Below are 19,597 nucleotides of genomic sequence, written 5' to 3' on the forward strand. Positions count from 1 at the left end.
AAGATACATGCCATACGCAAATAGGATAGGGAATGGAAAGAATCGTGATTCAGAAATATAGGGTTCTAAACAAGGAAACTTTCAAAAATTACTCTACCCAAACAGGTGGCATTTGTCAACTTTCCTATCCTTTTGCGAGGCAATATGAACTACAGAGAAAGGCCGATGGCCTCGTCATGATTGATGTATTGTATCATGGAAAGGATATTCAGGATATTGGTTTGGAAACTCCTACCAAATAATCTTCCCAGGATTCATGATCATCGCAGGATCGAGGGCCTTCTTCACCGCCTCGAAGAGCCTGTACTCAGCAGGTGGGGTCAGGCTCTTGAGGTAGGCCCTTCGCTTGAGCCCGATGCCGTGCTCGCCACTGATCTTGCCCCCCAGTCTCCCCACAATGAATGCATACAGCTCAGTGAGAATCTTCGGCTCGATACTGTGCCAGCTCTCCATGCTGCTTGCAGGGTTCTTCACAATGGTTGCATGGAGGTTGCCATCACCTGCATGTCCGTAACAGGGAATGGTCACATCATATTTCTCTGCAAGCCGCTTGAGCTCGGGCAGTACACTGGGAATCGAGCCTATGGGAACCACAACATCCTCAAGGCTCTGCACTGGACTGAAGACCTTGATGGCCTCTGCTATATTCCTTCGTACAGACCAGATACGCTCGCGGTTGGAGGCGTCTTCGGCGATGTATACCTCCATTGCCCCTTGCTGGATGCACAGATCGCCCACTGCCATGAGATCGTGTTCTACCTGGGCCTCATCACTGCCATCAAGCTCGATCAGCAACATCGCCCCCACTCCTTCCAGGGGAAGGCTCTCATTGAGGTAGGAGCAGGACATCTCTAGGGAACTGCGGTCCATGAACTCGATGCTGGTGGGTATGATGCCACCCTTCATGACCAAGGGGACAACGGAGATTGCATCCTGGGCAGTAGTGAAGGGAACCAACAGGTCAGAGGCAAACTGTGGTTTCCCCAACAACCTGATGGTAGCCTTGGTGATGACCCCCAAGGTCCCCTCGGACCCTATGTAGAGCTGCTTGAGGTCATACCCACTTACATCCTTGGTAACCTTGCCACCAAGTTCGACTATCTCCCCTTGGGGGGTAACGACCTCCATGCCCAGGACATAGCGTCCGGTAACCCCATATTTGACAGCTTTTCCTCCCCCAGCGTTCTCTGCAATGTTGCCACCCAGGAAACAGGTCTCAAGGCTCATGGGGTATCCGGCAAAGAACAATCCCTTTGCCTTTATCTGTTCATTCAGCTCGTTGGTTATGATGCCAGCCTCGGCCGTAACCGTCAGGTTGGCCTCGTCAATCTCCAGGACCTGATTCATCCTCTCCAAGGAGAGCACGATCCCACCGAAGAGGGGGATGGCGCCGCCGGAAAGGCCTGAACCAGCACCCCTTGGGGTAACTGGGATGCAGTACCTGCTTGCAAGTTTCATGATGGAGGCAACCTGCTCGACAGTAGTGGGCGTAAGCACCACCTCCGGCATATGGCCATACTCCTCAACAGAGGTCTCGTCATGGCTGTAGTGCTCCATCTTTTCCAGGTCGGTTATCAGATTCCTTGCTCCCACTATTTCCAGGAGCTCACTGAGGATCTGTCGATCGATTCGGGTGTAGGGAATGCTCATACCTTGCTCCTTTGCTCTAGGTGTCGCTCGATCTGGGGGAGGATGGAAAACAAGTCCCCTACAATGGCAAAATCTGCTATATCCAGCAGGTTCGCATGCTCATCGGAGTTGATGGCCACTATACAGCCGGCTGTCTTGATACCTGCAAGGTGTTGGACAGCACCGGAAATCCCCACGGCAAGATAGAGGCGTGGTGAGATGGTCTTGCCAGAAAGTCCCACCTGGTGGGGATAGCTTGCCCATCCCCGGTCAACTGCATCACGGCTAGCCCCAACCTGGGCCCCAAACAACCTTGCTAGGCGTTCGATGAGCTGAAAATTGTCACGCTTCTTCATGCCCCTTCCACCAGAGACGACCATGTCAGCCTCCTCTATGGAGAGCTGTTGCCCTTCCGGCTTTCGGAGGCCAAGGACCTCAAGGCGGCCATCATCCCACTCCCTCAAGAACGGGATGTACTCAATGAGTCCCCTACGCTGTAGGTCGATGGGCAGGGCTCGGGTAGACCTTGGGCGGACCGTCGCCATCTGGGGGCGATGGTTCGGTGTCTTGATCGTAGCCATGATGTTCCCCCCGATGGCAGGACGGGTCTGCAGCAGGTTACCACTGCCTTCCTCTATACCCAGTTCCGTGCAGTCTGCTGTAAGACCTGCATGGGTCCTGACCGCCACATAGGGCATGAGTGTCCGTCCCATGGTCGTAGCACCTGCTATGACGATCTGGGGCTTTTGGGTGGTTATCAGGCTTTCCAACACAAGTGCATATCGTTCACAAGAAAAGGTTGCAAGGGCCTTGTCGTCCACCACATAGAGCCTGTCAGAGCCGTGAGCGATCAGTGCATCCAGCCCTGATGGTTGGATACAATGCCCCAAAACAACAGAACCAAGCTCTACCTTCAGAGTGTCGGCAAGGGCCCTCCCCCGTGCCAAGAGCTCATATGAAATTTCCTTTATCTTCCCTTCATTCTCTTCTGCAATGATCCAGACCTCATGCATGTTGGCCTCCTTTCAGAGGAGCCAGGCCCCTCTCTTCAAGAAAGGAGAAGAGTTGTTCCACAGCGTCGGCAGTAGAGGCATCATCAAGGGCATGGACAACCTTGCAATGGCGACTTACGCTAGGGCTCTCAATCTTTACCACCCTGGTAGGAGACCCTTTCAGGCCAATGCAGGCAGGGTCGGCTTCGATATCCATGGCTGTCCAGACCGGAATAGGCGTTACCATGGAGCGTTTCTTTCCCGCCAAGGTCGGCAGCCTCGGGCAGGCGATCTCCTTGACAACGGTAAGGACGGCAGGAAGGGTGGCCCGTACCTTCTGGTACCCCTCTTCAATGAGGCGTTCAGCCAGGAGGTGGTTCCCATCCTCCATTTCGAGGGAAGAGACATAGGAGACCAGGGTCATATCAAGCCAGGAAGCCAAGGCAGGTCCCACCTGGCCAGTATCGCCATCGGTGGCCCGTTCCCCTGTTATGATGAGATCCGGCTTGCCCAGCTTCTCGATGGCCTTGGAGAGGACATAGGAGGTTGCCCAGGTGTCCGAGCCACCGAAAGCCCGGTCAGAGAGATGGAGGGCCTCGTCACAGCCCATGGACAGCGCTTCCTTGAGGGCCTTCACGGCGCTGACAGGTCCCATGGTAATGGCGATAACCCGTCCTCCATGCAACGCCTTCAGCCTGAGACCCGCTTCCAGGGCGTAGAGGTCCAGGGGATTGACGATGGACTTTGAACCACTGCGGATCATGGTACCGCTCTCCTTGTCCATCTGGACATCACCCGTTTCGGGTACCTGCTTTATGGGAATGATGATATACATGCGATCTCCTCTCTCTGGTATGGGTAATCTGTACGGTCTGCTTCACTATCCCGATACATGGGAGACTGCCTCCCAAGATCGCTTCAACAATTCACTGACCGTATCATGGCACCGTGCAAGGATGACGGTATAGATCAGGTCGACTACCAGCAACTGGCCGAAACGGGATAGGGTTGCACCCTCCCGAAAGAGGGATTCACTGTTTACCACCTGTAGTGTCCAATCAGAGATGCGGGAAAGCGAGTTGCCTCCGAACCGGGTTATGGCCACTACTACGGCTCCATTCTTCTTTGCTTCCTTGGATGCCTTGAGTACACTGTTCGTCTCCCCTGAGTAGGAGATGGCTACCAGGACATCGTTCTTGGAAAGGGCACAGGCCTCCACTATCTGCATATCACTGTCTGCAGTATAGAGAGCCGATAGGCCCAAACGTGCAAGTTTCTGCTGTAGGTCGCTTGCCACTATGCCTGAAGCCCCTACCCCTGCTATCACCAAATGTGGTGCATGGATGATCGCCTCCACTGCCCCTTCCAGAGCCTTGCCATCGACCCGATGTTCCAGTGCCTTGATGCTATCGCTGGTAGTGGTTATGACCCAATGCACGATTGCATCGGTAGTTGTCTGTGGTGAAATATGTAGGGTTGGCAGATCCTCAGTTATCCTGTCGGTCGAGAAGACCTCTTGCGCCAGTGCCATCTTAAGAGTTGAATATCCTGAGTACCCAAGATGGTTGGCCAGTCTGATGCAGGCTGAGGAGCTTGACTGGGTAATGAGCGCAATCTCCTGGACTCCCAGGCCTACTGCTTGCATCGGGTTTGCCAGCAAAAACTCAGCTACCTTTCGTTCGCTGTGTGCAAGGCTGGGGAGAAATTGCTTGAGGATATACAAACATCCACTCATAGGTTGAGCATACCACGGTTTTTCTTGTTTTGAAATTTTTTTTTATGAATGAACCTTTTTGAATAAAATTATTTTTTGTTTCTTCTTGACAACTACCCCTTGCTGGAGGAGAATTCAGTTGGAAGCAATTACTTTGCTTACAAAACAAAAGGAGAAACGCAATGAAAAAACACATGCTCTTAATCCTGTTGGTTGCACTCTTCACTGCAAGCATGCTCTTTGCAGCAGGCGCGCAAGAAGCGCAGACTACACAAGCCAAGGCGAAGACCACCCTTGAGTTCTGGACATGGAGGCCTGAGGACATCGATTTCTACGCGAAGCAGATAGCCCTCTTTGAAGCTGCCAACCCAGACATCAAGGTCGTACAGACTGCCTTGAAAAACACCGAATACAACACCATCCTCGCCTCTTCCCTCTCTGGTGGCGCAGGACCTGATGTATTCCAGGGCCGTGCATATGGCGGTTTGGTGACCTTCGCTGACTCTGGCTTTCTTGAACCCCTTGAAGGTTGGATGCCAGAACTGAAGAACTACTCTGCAAACGCCCTGCTAGGTGCTACCAGCCCTACCGATGGCAAGATCTACGGAAGCCCTGCGGTAAGCCAGACAGTCTTCATGTACTACAACATGGATGTCTACAAGAAGCTTGGACTCTCCATTCCCAAGACCTGGAATGAGATGATAAGCAACTTCGAGGCAGTCAAGAAAGCCGGGTACATTCCTTTGGGCAACGGTGCCAAGGATGGCTGGTGCCTTGAGACCCTCCTTGGTGGAATGGGCGCCGGTTTCTACGGTGGCTCTGATTTCTACAATGCAGTAGTTGCCGGTACGAAGACCTTTGAGGACCCTGCATTCATCCGGATGATCGAACAGATGAAATCGTTGACCAAGTACATGCCAGACATGTTCATGGGCATCAGCTATGAAGATATGCGTGCAAATTTCATCAACGAGATGAGCCCACACCTCATTGCCGGTTCCTACGAAGCTGCTTTTTTCAAATCCCAGAACCCAAAACTGAACTTCGGTATCTTCGCTGTCCCAAGCGAGAAGGCGACCGACCCTGCCTATGTTTCTGTCTATGCTGACATGAACTTCGCTATGAACGCACACTCAGCCAAAAAAGATGCAGCCATCAAATTCCTGAAGTTCCTCTCAAGCAAGGATTTTGGCAAGTCGATGGTCACTGAGATGCAGATGGTAAGTGCAGTCCCTGGCGTCGATGCCTCGGCAGACCCCTTCATCTCCAGAGTCCTGGAGTTACAGAAGAATGCAACCCCATACCTCTTCCTCGTCGGTTTCCGCTATGAGCAGCCTACCGGCTCCTCACTCTGGCAAGCTGCTGCCCAAGGCGTCATGGCTGGAACCTTGACTGCAAAACAGGCAGCCAAGCAAGTCCAGGATGGTATCGCATCATACTACAAGCCTTTCAAGAAATAAGGCCTAATCTCCACTCCTACAGGGGCATGCCCCTGTAGGATCTCTCCCATCAACACTCTTTCCCAAGGAACTGCCATGCACAGAATCCAGCGCAGCAAAGCAAGGTGGATAGCTTTCTTCATTACCCCGGGCCTCTTGGTTGTAGGGCTCTTCATCCTCTTGCCGCTCTTCATGTCGCTCTACAACAGCCTCTTCTCGTGGAGACAGCTTATCCGACTCCATTTCGTCGGCCTTGATAACTTCAAGCGGCTCTTGTTTACCTTTCCCTATCAGCAGAGGTTCTTCAATGCGATGAAGAACAACCTCTATTGGTTTCTCTCCACCACCCTTATCCAGAACTCCCTCGGCCTGCTGTTTGGCTACCTACTGAGCAGGAACCTCCCGGGAGCCCAGTTCTTCAAACGTGTATTCTTCATCCCGGTGCTTTTCTCCATTGTTGCAGTGGGGTTTCTCTGGGGTATGTATCTCAAGCCATCAGGCTTGGTGAATAGCTTTCTCAAGCTCGTTGGGCTTGCATCACTGCAACGGCCCTGGCTTGGGCTTGAGCATCTTGCAACCCCCTCCATTATCCTTGTGAATATCTGGCGATGGGTAGGCTTCCCTTCCCTCGTCTTTCTCGCTGCCATAGACAGCGTCCCCCAGGAGTGTCTGGAGGCCGCCTATCTTGAGGGTGTCGGTGAGTGGAAGCTCTTCTGGAAGATCATTTTCCCACTCATCATCCCCTCGATTACCATCATCATGGTCCTTACCATCATCGGCAGCCTCAATGTCTTTGAGCAGATCTATACGATGACAGGCCTTGATGGGGCCCCGAACTACTCTACCGATACCATAGGTACCCTCTTCTATAGGACTGCCTTCGGTTCCATCGATGCGGGTAGCCCAGAGATAGGGATAGGCTCAGCTATCGGGCTGGTCATCTACCTGTTGACCTTTGCCACCTCCCTGCTCTCTGTCTTTGTGACCAAGCGCAAGGAGGTACAGCTATGATAACTGACCTTCGTTACCGTGGGGCCTCTACAGGCAAGAGGGTATTCATTACCCTGTCGATCGCTGTCATGGCTGGCTATGTCCTGTTGATCCTCTATCCCTTGATGAACATGGTCCTCAGTTCGTTCAAGACCAACAGGGCGATCATCTCGACTCCTTTTGCCCTTCCCGAAACCTTTTCCTTTGCCACCTTCAAGACGGTCTGGGTCGACAAGGGTTTTTCCCACTACTTTGCAAACAGCCTCTTTGTCACCACCATCTCAATGACCTTTGTACTGCTCTTCGGGTCCATGGCTTCCTATGGCATCTCCCGCTATATCTACAGGGGAAACACCCTGGTCTACATGCTATTCCTCAGCGGCATCATGTTGCCCCTGAAGGCGGCCATCATACCGCTATTCTTGTTGATAAAGACGTTGGGTCTCATCAATTCACGTTGGTCGGTCATCCTGATATTCCTTGCCATGGGGTTGCCTTCCACCGTATTCATCCTGGCAGGGTTCATGAAGACCATTCCTCTTGAACTTGAGTATGCAGCCAAGATAGATGGTTGCAATGACTTCATGATTTATCGCAAGATAGTCATGCCGATGGTGGCTCCGGCCATGGCCCTGGTGACCATCTACAATGCAGTGCCGATCTGGAATGATTTCTTCTTCCCCCTGGTTTTCCTCCAGTCCAACTCGGTGAAGACACTGCCTGTCGGATTGAGTACATTCTTTGGCCAGCACAGCACAAACTGGAGCCTGCTCTTTACCGGCCTTTCCATTGCAATACTGCCGATGCTCATACTCTATTTGTTCATGTCGAAATATTTCATAAAGGGAATGACCGCTGGTGCGGTCAAATAGGAGAATCCATCTTGAAAGCATCACTTCCTACAACCGAACAACGAAACCCTGCATCCTACCGAATCGATACCAAATCGACTCTTGAGATAGTTACCATCATCAACCAGGAGGACCACAAGGTCCCCAGGGCTGTCGGAGAGAGGCTTGTTGAGATCGCAGCCTTGGTCGACGATGTGGTGGCCTCCTTCAGGAAAGGGGGAAGCCTCTACTACATTGGAGCCGGCACTTCAGGCAGGCTTGGGGTCTTGGATGCTTCAGAGTGTCCACCCACCTTTGGGGTCCCGCCCACAATGGTACAGGGCCTCATAGCGGGTGGCCTCCCCGCCCTTACCAATGCGATAGAATCAGCTGAGGATGACCCGGAGGCTGGGGTGACTGAGCTGCAAAGGCGTGGCTTTACCCAGGACGATGTGCTGGTAGGCATCACAGCCTCAGGCCAGGCACCGTACGTGATAGGGGCAATGGCCTGGGCCCAGGGTATTGGCGCCAAGGTGGGGGCCATCTCCTGCAACGAGCACTCCCAGGTATTCGACCATGCTGACCACAAGATCTACCTTGCTGTCGATGCCGAGATCATTACAGGTTCAACCAGGATGAAATCAGGGACAGCCCAGAAGCTGGTGCTGAACATGATCACAACCGCTGCAATGATCCGTATCGGCAAGGTGTACAACAACCTCATGGTTGACCTGCTTCCCCTCAATGCCAAGCTAGTGGACCGTGCCAAGCGCCTTATCAGCGAGGTTACAGGCTGTGACCGCATTGAAGCTGAGCGACTCTATGTGGCGAGCAAGGGCAATGTACGGGTCGCCATCCTATCCTTCATGCTGAACCTCTCAACCCATGATGCTGAAAAGCTGCTGAAGGATAGTGAGGGAAGCCTCAATAGGGCGCTGGATCTCAAGGGGAGCAACCAGTAACAGCCAGTGGCATCACTCTACAGTGATATGCCACTGCCGTACCTTCTCTACTGCAAGCCCGTCGCTGATACGACTGATGCCTCCGAACCACTGTTCGGTACAGGCCATGATGAACTCAGGGTCTGTTATCGGAAAGCCTGATGCCGAGCCAATGATGCAATCGATACCGCACATGGGGCAAACCAATGTCTTGCTCTGGGGATGGGAGAGGTCCGTCCAATACAGGTGTTCTTCTTGTTGGGGATCAAACTGATGACCACAATAGAAGCAGGTGCATGAACTGCTGGCCAATACCTCCTTCTCATGAAAGATGGTTGCCTTGTGTGCTGCCTTGATGAAAGTCACTGAATAGCTTTTTCCCATACTGTTCTCTCCTTTCCATTTTTTTGAACGTTGTGGAATCTCCCTATACATACCCACCCTGAAAAGAGTGAGGAATCGTATGAGGGGAACCACTTCACCAAGAACCATCTGTTCAAATATATGGGAAGATCGCATGGAAAGGGTAGATTGAAACTATACAATTGGGCATAGAGGGAGTCAATGCCCATGAAATAGAAAGGGATCGAAAATAAGGTTTCTCTTGGTGGAATAAGAATATAGATACAGACCCAGACATCGGCCTATGCAGGTGTCAATTCCTGCATAGGTTCTCTTTTTCTGTCCCTTGAGTGATCAGTCAGTCACAGGCTTGAAATGGTTTCCTACCAAGTTGGCCGTTACCACAAGAAGGATCGAGATCCCTATCATGATGATGCCCAAGGCAGAAAGCCTTCCCCAAAGCCCGTCATTGGAGAACTTGAGGATCTGGACTGCCATGGTCTCTGTCCCTGGCCTGGAGAGCACCACAGACAGGGAGAGTTCCCTAAAGAACATGGTTGCCATCAGTATCCAACCCGAAACAATTCCAGGCACCAGCAAGGGTGCAACAATGCGCCTGATGGTTGTCAGAAAGGAAGCACCACAAACAGTGGATGACTCTTCCAGATGGCTGTGGATCTGAATGAAGGCGCTGGTCATCGGGCGAATTCCATATGGGAGATAGGTGGCAATATAGCCGATGAGCAGGGCCCAGATGGTTGAGTAGAGCGGGGTCCTGACAAAAAACCACATGAACCCGATACCAATGACGATACCGGGGAAGGAGAAGGAAAGGAAGCTCAGCGACTCCAATACCCCTGAAGCCCTGGTTTTCACCTTGACGATGACATAGGAGATGAATATGGAAAGGAGCGTTCCCAGGGAGGCCCCTACAATGCAGAGGAACAGGCTGTTCTTCAGGGACAGCAGGGAAATGGGGTCATTCAGGACATTTTTCCAATGCGATAGGTTCATCGAAGCAAAGGCCTTTGCGCTGGGTACCATGGAATATGGCACAAAGGAGGTGTACAGCAGCACCAGTATGGGTAACATGATAAGGATAAACGAGAAGATGAGCAGGATAATGAACAAGGGCACCTTTGCTTTCTTCAGCTCGATCACTACCGGTTTGAAACCACGGCTTGAGACTGTGACATACTTTTCGCTGGATCGGGTCATGTACCGATAGACATAGATAAGAGAGATGGAGAGTACCAGAATGCTCATCCCGACAGCCGCAGCCTTGCCATAGTCAGCAATGAAGCCTGTGGTGACCGTACGGTAGATGTAGGTAGCCAATACATAGGTCCTACCAGGCATCCCCAGTACTGAGGGAACTGCGAAGGATGCCAGGCATCGTACGACACAGAGGATGAAGGCAGCAAGGATGGCAGGACGCAGAACAGGCAGGGTTACCCTGAACAGGGTCTTCATGTTTCCTGCCCCAAATACTCTGGATGACTCTTCGAGGGAGATGTCAAAGGAAGCCATTGCCGGGGCTATGATCAGATAGGCGATGGGAAGGTCCAGCAAGCCTTCAACCATGATCATTCCCCTGATGGTATAGATGTTGAAAGGGGCATTCTCAAGCTTGAAGATATTCATGAGCAGCAGGTTGAGTATCCCATTTGAGGGATTCAGCAACAAGGCCCAACTGACAGCAAAGAGCACGTGAGGGATCATCATGGGAACCACGGAGATTACCTTGAACATGAATTTGCCGGGTATGTTTGTCCTGTTGTTCAAATATGCAAGAAAGAGGGCGAGAATGGTGGAAAACAGGGCTGAAAAACCCACAAACACCAGGGTATTGCCCAGTACAGCATAAAATGCAGGGTCACTATAGACAGAAACATATTTGGAAATGGTAAAATTGCCAAAGGCGTTCAACCCTTTGGAGAAGCTACCGACAACTAGCATTACCACAGGACTGAGGGTAAGCAGTGCAAGGATTACAATAAGAAGGTAGGTAAGTCTGGATTGGCGTTTTCTCATGCTCCCACCCCTACTCTGAAACCAGAAGGCAGTGTTCGGGCTTGACGGAGAAGGTTACGCTATCGCCTACTTCTATCGTTGTCTCTGGGTCGACCTTTGCCATGAACAAGACATCCCCTACCCTGATCTCACTCTCATACACATCACCTACAAAGACCATGGTCTCCATCACACCGGTGAGGGTATTCTTCTGTTTGGCACCCTCCTGTGTTTCGATATCTATGAATTCAGGCCGTATGCAAAGGGTCAGGCTGCTGCCCAAAGGATAGTCCCTCTCCTTGCACTCAAACTTACCTAAGGATGTTTCCACTATGGTATAGGCACCCACCTGTTTTTGTACTACGGCAGGCAGCAGGTTGGAACGACCGATGAAATCGGCAACAAACTGGTGTTCGGCATTGAAGTAGATCTTCTTGGGAGCTCCAATCTCCACAATCTTGCCAGAGCGCATCACACCGATGGAATCGGAGAGGGAGAGAGCTTCCACCCGGTCGTGGGTGACATAGACAGCGGTGATCTCAAGCTCGGTGAGGAACGAGCGAAGCTCCTTACGGGTCTCCTCGCGGAGCTTGGCATCAAGGTTGGAAAGCGGTTCATCGAAGAGGATGACCTTGGGCTTGGCAACGAGTGCCCTTGCAAGGGCCACCCGTTGTTGCTGCCCACCGGAAAGTCTGGTAGCGGGACGTTTCTCAAATCCCTCCAACTGTACAAATCTCAAGGTCTCACGCACCCTCTCCTCTATCTCAGCCTTGGGCATGCCTTGGTTCTGCAAAGGATAGGCGACGTTGTTGAATACATTCATATGGGGCCAAATGGCATAGGTCTGGAAAACCATCCCCAGTCCCCTCTTTTCGGTAGGGACATAGATGTTTTTCTCGCTCGACCACACTATGGTATCGCCAATGGTTATCTCCCCTTCATCAGGGGTTTCCAATCCAACGATACTTCTCAGGAGTGTGGTTTTGCCACATCCGCTTGGTCCAAGAAGGGTGAAGATCTTGTTTGCCGGAATCGTAAGATTCACGTCATCAAGTGCCTTGATGGTCTTCCCCTCTGAATAGTAATACTTCTTAAGTCCTCGAATTTGAATTTCCATGAGAAACGTCCCCTCGTTGGTATGGTTATTTCAGAGCAAAGATCTTTTCAAACTCAGCACCCCATTTCAGGAGTTCTTCATCGGAAAGGTCACGGATAGGGATCACCTTGGCATTCTCGATACCCTCAACTGGGGGGAATACCCCTGGGGTAAGTACATATTCGCCAACATCATCTGCAAGAATAGACATCGCCTTGTCAGCAAGCCAGTACTCCATGAAGGCTGCAGCAGCATTCGGATGGGGAGCCTTGCTGGTGATGGCTATTGCGCGGGGGGAACCCAGCATCGGCTGGTCAACCTGTGCCCAGGCAAGCGGGGCTGGAGCCTTGGTGACGATGTATTTGGGCATTGAAATGCCAATGAGTTTCTCCCCGCTCTCAATGGGTGCAGGGGTCGGGCCAAAGGATGCAACGAACATTGGGTTGTTTGCAGCAAGGCCTTTGAGGAAATCCATCCATTTGGCATCAGAACCAAATACATTATTCTCTTTCAGCCCTACCAGCCAGGAGATGGTTGTGGCGTGGTTGCCTGGGTTTGCCATGACAATCTTGTTCTTCCATTTTGGAAGGGTGATGTCTTCATACCGCTTGGGAACGTCTTCAGGTTTTACAAGCTCGGTATTGTAGATCAGGGCGACATACTCGATGCCAAACTGGTAGATACCACCATTCTTTCTGGCCCATTCTGGATAGGTTTCCCCAACCTTGGAGACATAGTCCTTGACGACACCATAGGATTTGAGAATTTCCAGTACTGGCAGTGGTGCCTGTATGACATCAGCCATCAATTTCCCTGCCTGGAACTCGGTAAGCACGGTTGAGGCAAAATTAGCTGTGGAGAGTCGGGTATTCTCAGCTATGATGCCTGTATCATCCTGGAATGCAGCAAGAAGGGGTTCGATGGATGTAATGCTTGCATAGAGGGAGACTTTCTCTTCCATTGCCGTTGATACTTCTTTGGGTGCTTTCTCTTGGGCACCTGCAGAGAAGAGCATGCTTCCTACCAAAAGGAAACTGGCGACGATACACACGATCCTGACAGTTTTTTTCATTTCTTTTTTCCTCTTTTTTATCATTTTCTGCTGCCATACAGCAAACAGTATTGATGCATAGACTCTCTAAGAAACAGGCAGGTGTGAGAGTTCACCTCTCTTATCCTGCATTTTTGCTGAGAAAAAAGCTGTTCGACGTACAAGCCGCAACCTATTCCTGCAACACCATGCCAAAAATACGTAAGCAAAATCAAAAATGTACTGTCGGTATCATAGCATAGATATTTCCCCTGTGGAGAATAAATGGGGGGGAGAAAGGTATTGTTGAAATCCAAATGCTTGGTCAAATAGCCTCCCTTGTTTCATATCCTGAAAAGAGGAGCAATTGTCCTACACATTCGTATTGGTACTAGCAAACAGAAAAGGAGAAGTTTGATTTGGCAGAGTCAGCTTTCCATCTGATTACAGAGTAGCTACAGATGCCGGTAAATCTGCCAAACTTTTTTGGGCCATATGGGCATAGTTACACCCATCAGGTTGTATCATGATTTTCCTGCTAAAAAGAAGATTTTATTTTATTTCAAAATATGATTCTAGAATCATAATCGTTTCTTGAATGCCCTCAATCGCTTGTTTTGGGTTTATGTCTTTTTCAGTAAATCCAAACATATCCTTTGAACATTTAGTACAATACTGTCTATCTGGGGAGTTCGTTTTCCCACAAGAACAAGCCCATTTTTTTTGGGGTGCTTCTTCTTCATAGTTATAAGGAATATTTGCTCTTATTTGAGATGCTATCTCCATATAGTCTGATATATTTTCTTGAGTATAGGATTCATTTGATATGCCAATTAGTTTGAGGGCTAAAAGTTGGCTTTCCATGTCTCTTGAGTTGATAGCCCTCTTAATGTATGCATAATCGAGTATGTGTAATTCTTTCAGCAACTCCAAGAAAAAATCACTTTGGTTGGTATATTGCTCTAGATAAGGATATATCATTTTGATTTTTTCTGGGACTGAAAACAACCCTATATAATTCTTTAACATATCAAGATCAAATGTATAGTCATTTGTTGAATAACCATAATTTGACACATTACTGAATAATCGTTTATAAAAATAATCTTCACAACCAGAGATCCTGTTAGATAACATGAATCGAATTTCATCATCATCCAACACTATCCCACTGGTAATTTTTCCCCTAATTTGAGAGATGATTTGTATATTTTCAAAGCTCTCTCTATCTAAAACCTGGTTTGGAACTTTATGATTAAAGTGGTCACTGGTTCTCAAGGTCTTTACGGCAGTTCCAACTGCATTCATCATGAACATGCTTTTATTTTGCGCTGACAACTCATCAAAATCAATTTGAAGTCCCACTATGGCATCAGCATGTAGAAGTTTAGCCTTACCGATAAGTTCTTCTAATACAAATGAGTATAAGTTTTGTAATTGCTTTTGATAGGTTTTTGAAGTACCCCCAAAGATATCAGATAAGCCGGCAAAGAAATCACTAAATAGATTAGTACCGACAACAATACTAGCATTGATTACACCGAGGTAGTGAGTAATCTGTGAGCCTTCAATAATGTTGGTTGTAGTTATGAGTATATCAGTATCCATTTCTTTCTCCTCATTCCATTCGTAGTCTATCTTACTTCTAATTCAAGTACCAAGAAAAAATAGTATTTATTGAAACCATACATAGATGAACGTCCTCGATAATGATATTTTTTGAACGATCTCTATCCTGGAGTAACAAATTTGATCATCGCTACTACCATATTGGCAGAATACTCCAAGATTTTTGCAAGAATACACTAAAACCAAAAACCAATCTCTTTGATCAGAGGTTTAATGTCCGCGATACGTTTGCACCAACGATCTATTGATCGAGAAGAGCAATACCATTTCACTATTTAGGTCACTATGACAGCAAGTCCAGATTAGCTACAAATGCCGATACATTCGGCCTGAAGCATTTGTGCCACATGGGCATGGTTAATGCAATCGGTTTATTTTAGATAAATCTATTATTGTGTGTTTCGTCTCCCCATCCAAAAGACCAGGTCAGCACATTGCCTAAGAGCACACCCTTACAAAGCGAACAAACTTCCCTTTGTTGACCGTACACCGTTCAACAATGGAAAAGCCTGCTGAAGCGATATCCTCATCCATATCGGAGAAGGTAAGAATCACCAGTTTCTCTGTGATACGCCTTGCAGCAGTAATGATATCCTGCTGTTGTGAATGGGTAATATGGGCAAACAAGCCGTAGGGCAAATCAAGTATTGCCACATCATATTTCTCGGTCACCTCTTGTATATCCATTCTTGAGATACAATTGTCATACCCCAAGAAAGATACATTTACCTTGGCTTGTTCAGTAATGATCCAGCTGATCTCATACCCAGTAACGGGAATATGCAAGGAAAGGGCCTCAAGCACTACCGTACCTATTCCGCAACAGGGGTCCACCAATCGAGTTTGGAGCTGCTGGCCAACAGCAATGTTCACAAGGGCCCGTGCTACACGAGTGTCTAAGGAGTTGCTGTTGGTATAGGGTTTCAGGTTGTGCTGTTCCCAAGGATTCTCATTCTTTTCATAGGTCCCGAATAGCCACAGGCCATCAATAAGGGTAAGGCCAAATTGCACAGAAGGGTTCTTCATATCCACTTCACCTTGGATGACCTTACCCAACTCGGTAACACTCTCTATCCAGGTTGCATACCCAAGCTGCCCTTCCTCAACCTTGAACCGTTCGAACTTGAAATCATTGCAGGTTATTTTTTCATCAACAAGGATTTGCACCAACTCTTCCAAAGAAGAGGCGGTATGCAGAAGGGTAATCCTTACCTTTATGTAGGGGCTTCGCGAAGGGTCGATATCCCTGGAAGAAAAAAGGTATGTATGGGTAAGCTCCTTACCAAAGAGGCTCTTCATTTCCAAAAGGCATAACTCCCGTTCCTGGTCGGGATACTTGATCACGTAAAGATAGGTTTGCTCCCCTGTATTGCTCAATGGTATACCTTTTTCCTCTTATACATAGTTCAGGTCTTTAGTACACCGATGAGCCAGTGGACTGGGACAGAGCAACCTACAGATTTGACTTATCAAAATCATCACAGGAGATGATCGGGACCCTTTTCTTCATCTTCTTTTCTATCACATAGAAATGGGGCTCTTCAGAAGGACAGATGAGCGTAATGGCCTCCCCAAAATTTTCTGCTCTTCCTGTCCTTCCTATCCTATGGATGTAATCCTTTGGAGAACGGGGTAGTTCATAGTTTATGACAAAGGGAAGAGACTCAATGTCAATTCCTCGGGACAGGAGGTCCGTAGCAACCAATACCCGTAGCTTTCCTTCCTTGAAGGCCCTCAGGAGCTCGGTCCTCGCTCCCTGGCTCTTCTTGCTATGGATTGACTTGGCATCAATACCGTTTTTGTGCAGTTTGGCAGCTACCCTATCAGCCCTGACTGCAGAGGAGGTAAAGACCAGCACCTGCTTCATATCCTGACTGTTTATAAGGTAGCGTAGAAGAGGACCTTTCTCTTCCTCTAGGATAAAATACGCACTCTGCTTGATGAGCTCAATTGACTCGGCTTCCTCTTCCATCTCAATCACCACAGGATCGTGGAGGAGAATCTTTTCCAGGGAGTGGATTCCCTCATTCAAGGTCGCAGAAAAGAACAAATTCTGGCGCTGCTTGGGAAGCAGGGCCAATATTTGATCCATCTCTGCCTCAAAATCAACAGTCAACATCTTATCTGCCTCATCCAGGACCAGTATCTCAGTAGCTGACAAATGGACAGCATTCACAGAGACCAGTTCCAACAGCCTGCCAGGTGTTGCAATGAGAATATTCACATTGGACATAGCCATCATTTGAGGATTTATCGAAGCTCCACCAAAGACTGCAAGGGCTTTCAGAGAAAACCCAGACTCTTGGATATAGGTGGAAAATACAGAATGTACCTGGGCTGCAAGCTCTCTGGTAGGGACAACAACCAATACCTGAATATATCTATTGTTTTTCTGAACTGCTTTTTTTTGTAGTTGCATGAGAATGGGCAATACATAGCTAAGGGTTTTGCCAGATCCTGTCTTTGCAATGCCAAGAATATCCTTGTTGGCCAAGACTGCTGGAATTACTTCGGTCTGAATCGGATAGGGCGTGGTTATGTTTTCACGCTCCAAAGAAGCTACAAGAGATTCTGAGACCCCCAAAGAAATAAATGACATATATGATTGATCCTTTTTAGACTACGTATTGGCTACTCTGTTATCAGGTAGGAATCATACGCTATTGGCCCTTGAGAGTACAGTGTCACTGGAATCAATGGAAATCTCAACATGGCAAGCTCTTGAACTGGAACGACAGAAAAAACCAAACCTGAATACTAAAGGCATAACGCTTAATTGATTATTTGTCTATGTGCCACTCAAAAACAACATTGCTACCCTATCACCCCTGCCCTATACTGTGTCTATCCAGTATGAGGCAGGCGATTATCATGAAACAACACTCTCTTCCGGTTAAGATTAAAGATGGGAACACAGAATACCTGAGTAAGATATCTCTAGGTTCAAAGGAGTATAATGAATCTTGGGTACAAGATATCTGCTATGACAATCCTGGTGTACTCCCCATAACAGAAATAGAGCAGACCTTCAGCGATATGATTCCCATCTGTAAAGAATTGAGATCTCCCTCAGGAAGCATGGATCTGGTATATGTAAATGAGTATGGATTTATTGCGATCGGGGAATGCAAGCTTTGGAGGAACCCAGAGGCTCGAAGAGCGGTCATTGGGCAAATATTGGAATATGCCAAAGACCTGAGCAAATGGAGCTATGAGGAGTTTGAAAGAGCATGCTTGAAAGCTCGAAAGGACAACAACGCAAAAAGCCTGTATGAGATAGTATCGCAGCAGGATACAGAATTAGATGAAGCAAGCTTTGTCGATGCAGTACAGAGGAACCTTGAGCGAGGGAGGTTCGTCCTGATGGCCATCGGAGATGGTATACGTGAAAGCATGGAAGAACTCTCCGATTTCCTTCAGCGTTATGGCAATTTGCAATTTACCCTTGCTCTTGTTGAATTGCCCATATACAGAATTCCAGGAACCCAAGAGCTCATCATCACTCCGAGGATTATAGCAAAGACCAAAGAAATTGAGCGGATTATCTATCGTATTTCAGAAGGTTCTCCTGAAGAGGTACAAAGTGGTCAAGAAGAGAATGAGAGCAGAACCATTTCTGAGAAAGTATTTTTCGAACGGATTGAACAGAATATTGGCACTGCCCTAACCCAAGCGGTGCAGAGATTCATACAGCGCCTTGATGATGAACTAGGGATGAAGGGAACACTCGGTAGAGGCAAGAAACTTTCCTTGAATCTGAAAACAACTGGAGACTTATACAACTTTGCCTCATTGCAAGAAACTGGTGAAGTATACTTCTTTGGGATTGTAGAACGAACTGCAGAGTTGGGGCATAAGGAAATAGGTATGGAGTATCTTCACAAGCTTGCTTCGCTTGTAGGTGGCTTCGTCGATGATTCAACCAACATCTTCAGCTGGTCAGTTAGGCAGAAGGACAGAAAGTACTTCCCTATACAAGCCTACCTAAAACATGAGGCTGCTTGGATATCCCTTATGGCTGAAACGATTAAAAGGATCAGAGAGGTTGAAGGGGATTGAGTTCCTCCAAGGAGTGACTACACATAGGTTCAAAATATTGAATCAGAAAAAGGAATTTGTCGAAGATGCCGGCGACCTTGGGGCCCCTCTCCTTGAAAGGAATGGCCAGCATCACTGTATGTCTGCATCGTGTCCGGCTTCTCTTGATACGCAGGTTGTGGGGCCTTGTCTGCAGGAGGACGTGCCTCAGAAGGATATCGTGGTCTTGATGAATATCCATCTTCCCTCCACATTCGGGACAGATCCTGAGAAGCTCTTCGGTGATTGTCCCACAGGTCAGTGTCTGTTTCCTGTTGGTTCTTGTCAGTACGGTTATGGGGTCGGCGGTGCACGTCAAAGCTTGCTAGGCCATGGCCAAATATGATAGTGTCATGCATGGGACGGCTATTCCTTTGTTGGTGTTTGGTAACTACAACATATCGGAATGCCGTCCTTTTTTGCAACCTCTAGTGATATTTTCCACACAGGATGGGTAATAGATACCGTAGAAGAAATGCCTGATGGGCTCTGGGGGGCATTTGAAATCAAGTTCGGTTCCAAATTGCGAACTTAAGTATACGTGATCGTTACCATGAAAAAAGCACTATTGGTATTCATAATTCTCTGATGAGCGAAACTCAGAAGCAAAAGAATCAGGATATGGCAATGCTTTAGCAGCTTTGTATGCTAAGTCGAGATAATCTATTTTCACTCTTGCTATCTCCACTCTTTCATTGCGTATAAGCTCCTGCTCCTGATATAGATTCCCTTTGAATCCATATACCTTCACAAGAAATGAAAAAGGCAACCAATTCTTTTGAACTAGTTGCCTATAGGCGCGATTGGGTTTGAACCAACGACTTCTACCGTGTGAAGGTAGCACTCTCCCGCTGAGTTACGCGCCCAGCTACTCA

18 protein-coding genes and 1 tRNA gene are annotated in these 19,597 nt (G+C 48.4%); 6 read left to right on the forward strand and 13 right to left on the reverse strand.

Annotation, left to right across the window (positions count from 1 at the left end; all coding sequences use genetic code 11):
• Positions 1-32 precede the first annotated feature (32 nt).
• Positions 33-242, forward strand: a complete 210-nt coding sequence (locus ROJ03_RS03730) for a hypothetical protein (protein ID WP_313725646.1) — start codon at positions 33-35, stop codon at positions 240-242.
• Here the strand turns inward: ROJ03_RS03730 and ROJ03_RS03735 are convergent.
• Genes ROJ03_RS03735 through ROJ03_RS03750 form a run of 4 tightly spaced genes read right to left on the reverse strand, consistent with a single transcriptional unit; the run spans position 232 to position 4,356 of the window.
• Positions 232-1,650: an FAD-binding oxidoreductase gene (locus ROJ03_RS03735; protein WP_313725647.1), complete on the reverse strand. Its 1,419-nt coding sequence runs from the start codon at positions 1,648-1,650 to the stop codon at positions 232-234. The two genes, ROJ03_RS03730 and ROJ03_RS03735, sit on opposite strands and share 11 nt — an antisense overlap.
• Entirely contained in the window at positions 1,647-2,642 is a 996-nt protein-coding gene (locus tag ROJ03_RS03740; protein WP_313725648.1) for an electron transfer flavoprotein subunit alpha/FixB family protein, read from the reverse strand. The genes ROJ03_RS03735 and ROJ03_RS03740 overlap by 4 nt, the downstream gene beginning before the upstream one ends.
• Positions 2,635-3,456, reverse strand: coding sequence for an electron transfer flavoprotein subunit beta/FixA family protein (locus tag ROJ03_RS03745; protein ID WP_313725649.1), 822 nt, complete (start codon positions 3,454-3,456; stop codon positions 2,635-2,637). Before ROJ03_RS03745 ends, ROJ03_RS03740 begins: the two co-directional genes overlap by 8 nt.
• A 45-nt stretch (positions 3,457-3,501) precedes the next feature.
• Positions 3,502-4,356: a MurR/RpiR family transcriptional regulator gene (locus ROJ03_RS03750; protein ID WP_313725650.1), complete on the reverse strand. Its 855-nt coding sequence runs from the start codon at positions 4,354-4,356 to the stop codon at positions 3,502-3,504.
• Between the two features lie 161 nt (positions 4,357-4,517).
• Here ROJ03_RS03750 and ROJ03_RS03755 point away from each other — a divergent pair, with 161 nt between their 5' ends.
• From ROJ03_RS03755 to murQ, 4 genes are all read left to right on the forward strand, one after another.
• Positions 4,518-5,795 (forward strand): extracellular solute-binding protein, encoded by a 1,278-nt coding sequence (locus tag ROJ03_RS03755; protein WP_313725651.1) that lies wholly within the window; start codon positions 4,518-4,520, stop codon positions 5,793-5,795.
• 75 nt (positions 5,796-5,870) lie between these two features.
• Positions 5,871-6,785, forward strand: a complete 915-nt coding sequence (locus ROJ03_RS03760) for a sugar ABC transporter permease (RefSeq protein WP_313725652.1) — start codon at positions 5,871-5,873, stop codon at positions 6,783-6,785.
• A complete protein-coding gene (locus ROJ03_RS03765) occupies positions 6,782-7,636 on the forward strand; it encodes a carbohydrate ABC transporter permease (RefSeq protein ID WP_313725653.1) in 855 nt (284 codons plus the stop codon). The genes ROJ03_RS03760 and ROJ03_RS03765 overlap by 4 nt, the downstream gene beginning before the upstream one ends.
• A gap of 11 nt (positions 7,637-7,647) precedes the next feature.
• Positions 7,648-8,556, forward strand: coding sequence for an N-acetylmuramic acid 6-phosphate etherase (gene murQ / locus ROJ03_RS03770; RefSeq protein WP_313725654.1), 909 nt, complete (start codon positions 7,648-7,650; stop codon positions 8,554-8,556).
• A gap of 12 nt (positions 8,557-8,568) precedes the next feature.
• On the opposite strand, the gene ROJ03_RS03775 is transcribed toward murQ, so the two are convergent.
• The 7 genes from ROJ03_RS03775 to ROJ03_RS03805 form a co-directional block, all read right to left on the reverse strand.
• Entirely contained in the window at positions 8,569-8,919 is a 351-nt protein-coding gene (locus tag ROJ03_RS03775) for a hypothetical protein (protein WP_313725655.1), read from the reverse strand.
• Positions 8,920-9,231: 312 nt separating this feature from the next.
• The gene (locus ROJ03_RS03780) at positions 9,232-10,911 is read right to left on the reverse strand and encodes an iron ABC transporter permease (RefSeq protein WP_313725656.1); all 1,680 of its coding nucleotides are present in this window, start codon (positions 10,909-10,911) and stop codon (positions 9,232-9,234) included.
• Between the two features lie 10 nt (positions 10,912-10,921).
• Positions 10,922-12,007 (reverse strand): ABC transporter ATP-binding protein, encoded by a 1,086-nt coding sequence (locus ROJ03_RS03785; RefSeq protein ID WP_313725657.1) that lies wholly within the window; start codon positions 12,005-12,007, stop codon positions 10,922-10,924.
• 25 nt (positions 12,008-12,032) lie between these two features.
• Positions 12,033-13,058 carry an extracellular solute-binding protein gene (locus ROJ03_RS03790; RefSeq protein WP_313725658.1) on the reverse strand — a complete coding sequence of 342 codons (1,026 nt, stop codon included), beginning with the start codon at positions 13,056-13,058 and terminating at the stop codon, positions 12,033-12,035.
• Between the two features lie 510 nt (positions 13,059-13,568).
• Positions 13,569-14,624 carry a heavy metal-binding domain-containing protein gene (locus ROJ03_RS03795; protein WP_313725659.1) on the reverse strand — a complete coding sequence of 352 codons (1,056 nt, stop codon included), beginning with the start codon at positions 14,622-14,624 and terminating at the stop codon, positions 13,569-13,571.
• Between the two features lie 459 nt (positions 14,625-15,083).
• Complete coding sequence (locus ROJ03_RS03800) at positions 15,084-15,989, reverse strand: SAM-dependent methyltransferase (protein ID WP_313725660.1); 906 nt, start codon at positions 15,987-15,989, stop codon at positions 15,084-15,086.
• 109 nt (positions 15,990-16,098) lie between these two features.
• Positions 16,099-17,244 (reverse strand): DEAD/DEAH box helicase, encoded by a 1,146-nt coding sequence (locus ROJ03_RS03805; RefSeq protein ID WP_313725661.1) that lies wholly within the window; start codon positions 17,242-17,244, stop codon positions 16,099-16,101.
• A 254-nt stretch (positions 17,245-17,498) separates the two neighbouring features.
• Here ROJ03_RS03805 and ROJ03_RS03810 point away from each other — a divergent pair, with 254 nt between their 5' ends.
• On the forward strand, positions 17,499-18,704 hold the full coding sequence (locus tag ROJ03_RS03810) for a hypothetical protein (RefSeq protein WP_313725662.1): 1,206 nt from the start codon (positions 17,499-17,501) through the stop codon (positions 18,702-18,704).
• Here ROJ03_RS03810 and ROJ03_RS03815 read toward each other — a convergent pair.
• Both ROJ03_RS03815 and ROJ03_RS03820 read right to left on the reverse strand, forming a co-directional pair.
• Positions 18,682-18,924 carry a hypothetical protein gene (locus ROJ03_RS03815; protein WP_313725663.1) on the reverse strand — a complete coding sequence of 81 codons (243 nt, stop codon included), beginning with the start codon at positions 18,922-18,924 and terminating at the stop codon, positions 18,682-18,684. The genes ROJ03_RS03810 and ROJ03_RS03815 overlap by 23 nt on opposite strands.
• Positions 18,925-19,516: 592 nt before the next feature.
• A tRNA-Val gene (locus tag ROJ03_RS03820) sits at positions 19,517-19,588 on the reverse strand.
• Between the last annotated feature and the right edge of the window lie 9 nt (positions 19,589-19,597).

It is taken from the genome of Sphaerochaeta sp. PS (assembly GCF_032144095.1).
Lineage (GTDB): Bacteria > Spirochaetota > Spirochaetia > Sphaerochaetales > Sphaerochaetaceae > Sphaerochaeta.

Excerpts from the sequence above, each read along its gene's own strand:
- ROJ03_RS03750 (WP_313725650.1), bottom strand. The coding sequence starts at position 4,356 with ATGAGTGGATGTTTGTATATCCTCAAGCAATTTCTCCCCAGCCTTGCA.
- ROJ03_RS03785 (WP_313725657.1), bottom strand. The coding sequence starts at position 12,007 with ATGGAAATTCAAATTCGAGGACTTAAGAAGTATTACTATTCAGAGGGG.
- ROJ03_RS03730 (WP_313725646.1), top strand. The coding sequence starts at position 33 with ATGGAAAGAATCGTGATTCAGAAATATAGGGTTCTAAACAAGGAAACT.
- ROJ03_RS03790 (WP_313725658.1), bottom strand. The coding sequence starts at position 13,058 with ATGAAAAAAACTGTCAGGATCGTGTGTATCGTCGCCAGTTTCCTTTTG.
- ROJ03_RS03740 (WP_313725648.1), bottom strand. The coding sequence starts at position 2,642 with ATGCATGAGGTCTGGATCATTGCAGAAGAGAATGAAGGGAAGATAAAG.
- ROJ03_RS03760 (WP_313725652.1), top strand. The coding sequence starts at position 5,871 with ATGCACAGAATCCAGCGCAGCAAAGCAAGGTGGATAGCTTTCTTCATT.
- ROJ03_RS03755 (WP_313725651.1), top strand. The coding sequence starts at position 4,518 with ATGAAAAAACACATGCTCTTAATCCTGTTGGTTGCACTCTTCACTGCA.
- ROJ03_RS03815 (WP_313725663.1), bottom strand. The coding sequence starts at position 18,924 with ATGGATATTCATCAAGACCACGATATCCTTCTGAGGCACGTCCTCCTG.
- ROJ03_RS03810 (WP_313725662.1), top strand. The coding sequence starts at position 17,499 with ATGAGGCAGGCGATTATCATGAAACAACACTCTCTTCCGGTTAAGATT.
- ROJ03_RS03765 (WP_313725653.1), top strand. The coding sequence starts at position 6,782 with ATGATAACTGACCTTCGTTACCGTGGGGCCTCTACAGGCAAGAGGGTA.
- ROJ03_RS03775 (WP_313725655.1), bottom strand. The coding sequence starts at position 8,919 with ATGGGAAAAAGCTATTCAGTGACTTTCATCAAGGCAGCACACAAGGCA.
- ROJ03_RS03735 (WP_313725647.1), bottom strand. The coding sequence starts at position 1,650 with ATGAGCATTCCCTACACCCGAATCGATCGACAGATCCTCAGTGAGCTC.
- ROJ03_RS03745 (WP_313725649.1), bottom strand. The coding sequence starts at position 3,456 with ATGTATATCATCATTCCCATAAAGCAGGTACCCGAAACGGGTGATGTC.
- ROJ03_RS03805 (WP_313725661.1), bottom strand. The coding sequence starts at position 17,244 with ATGTCATTTATTTCTTTGGGGGTCTCAGAATCTCTTGTAGCTTCTTTG.
- ROJ03_RS03795 (WP_313725659.1), bottom strand. The coding sequence starts at position 14,624 with ATGGATACTGATATACTCATAACTACAACCAACATTATTGAAGGCTCA.
- ROJ03_RS03780 (WP_313725656.1), bottom strand. The coding sequence starts at position 10,911 with ATGAGAAAACGCCAATCCAGACTTACCTACCTTCTTATTGTAATCCTT.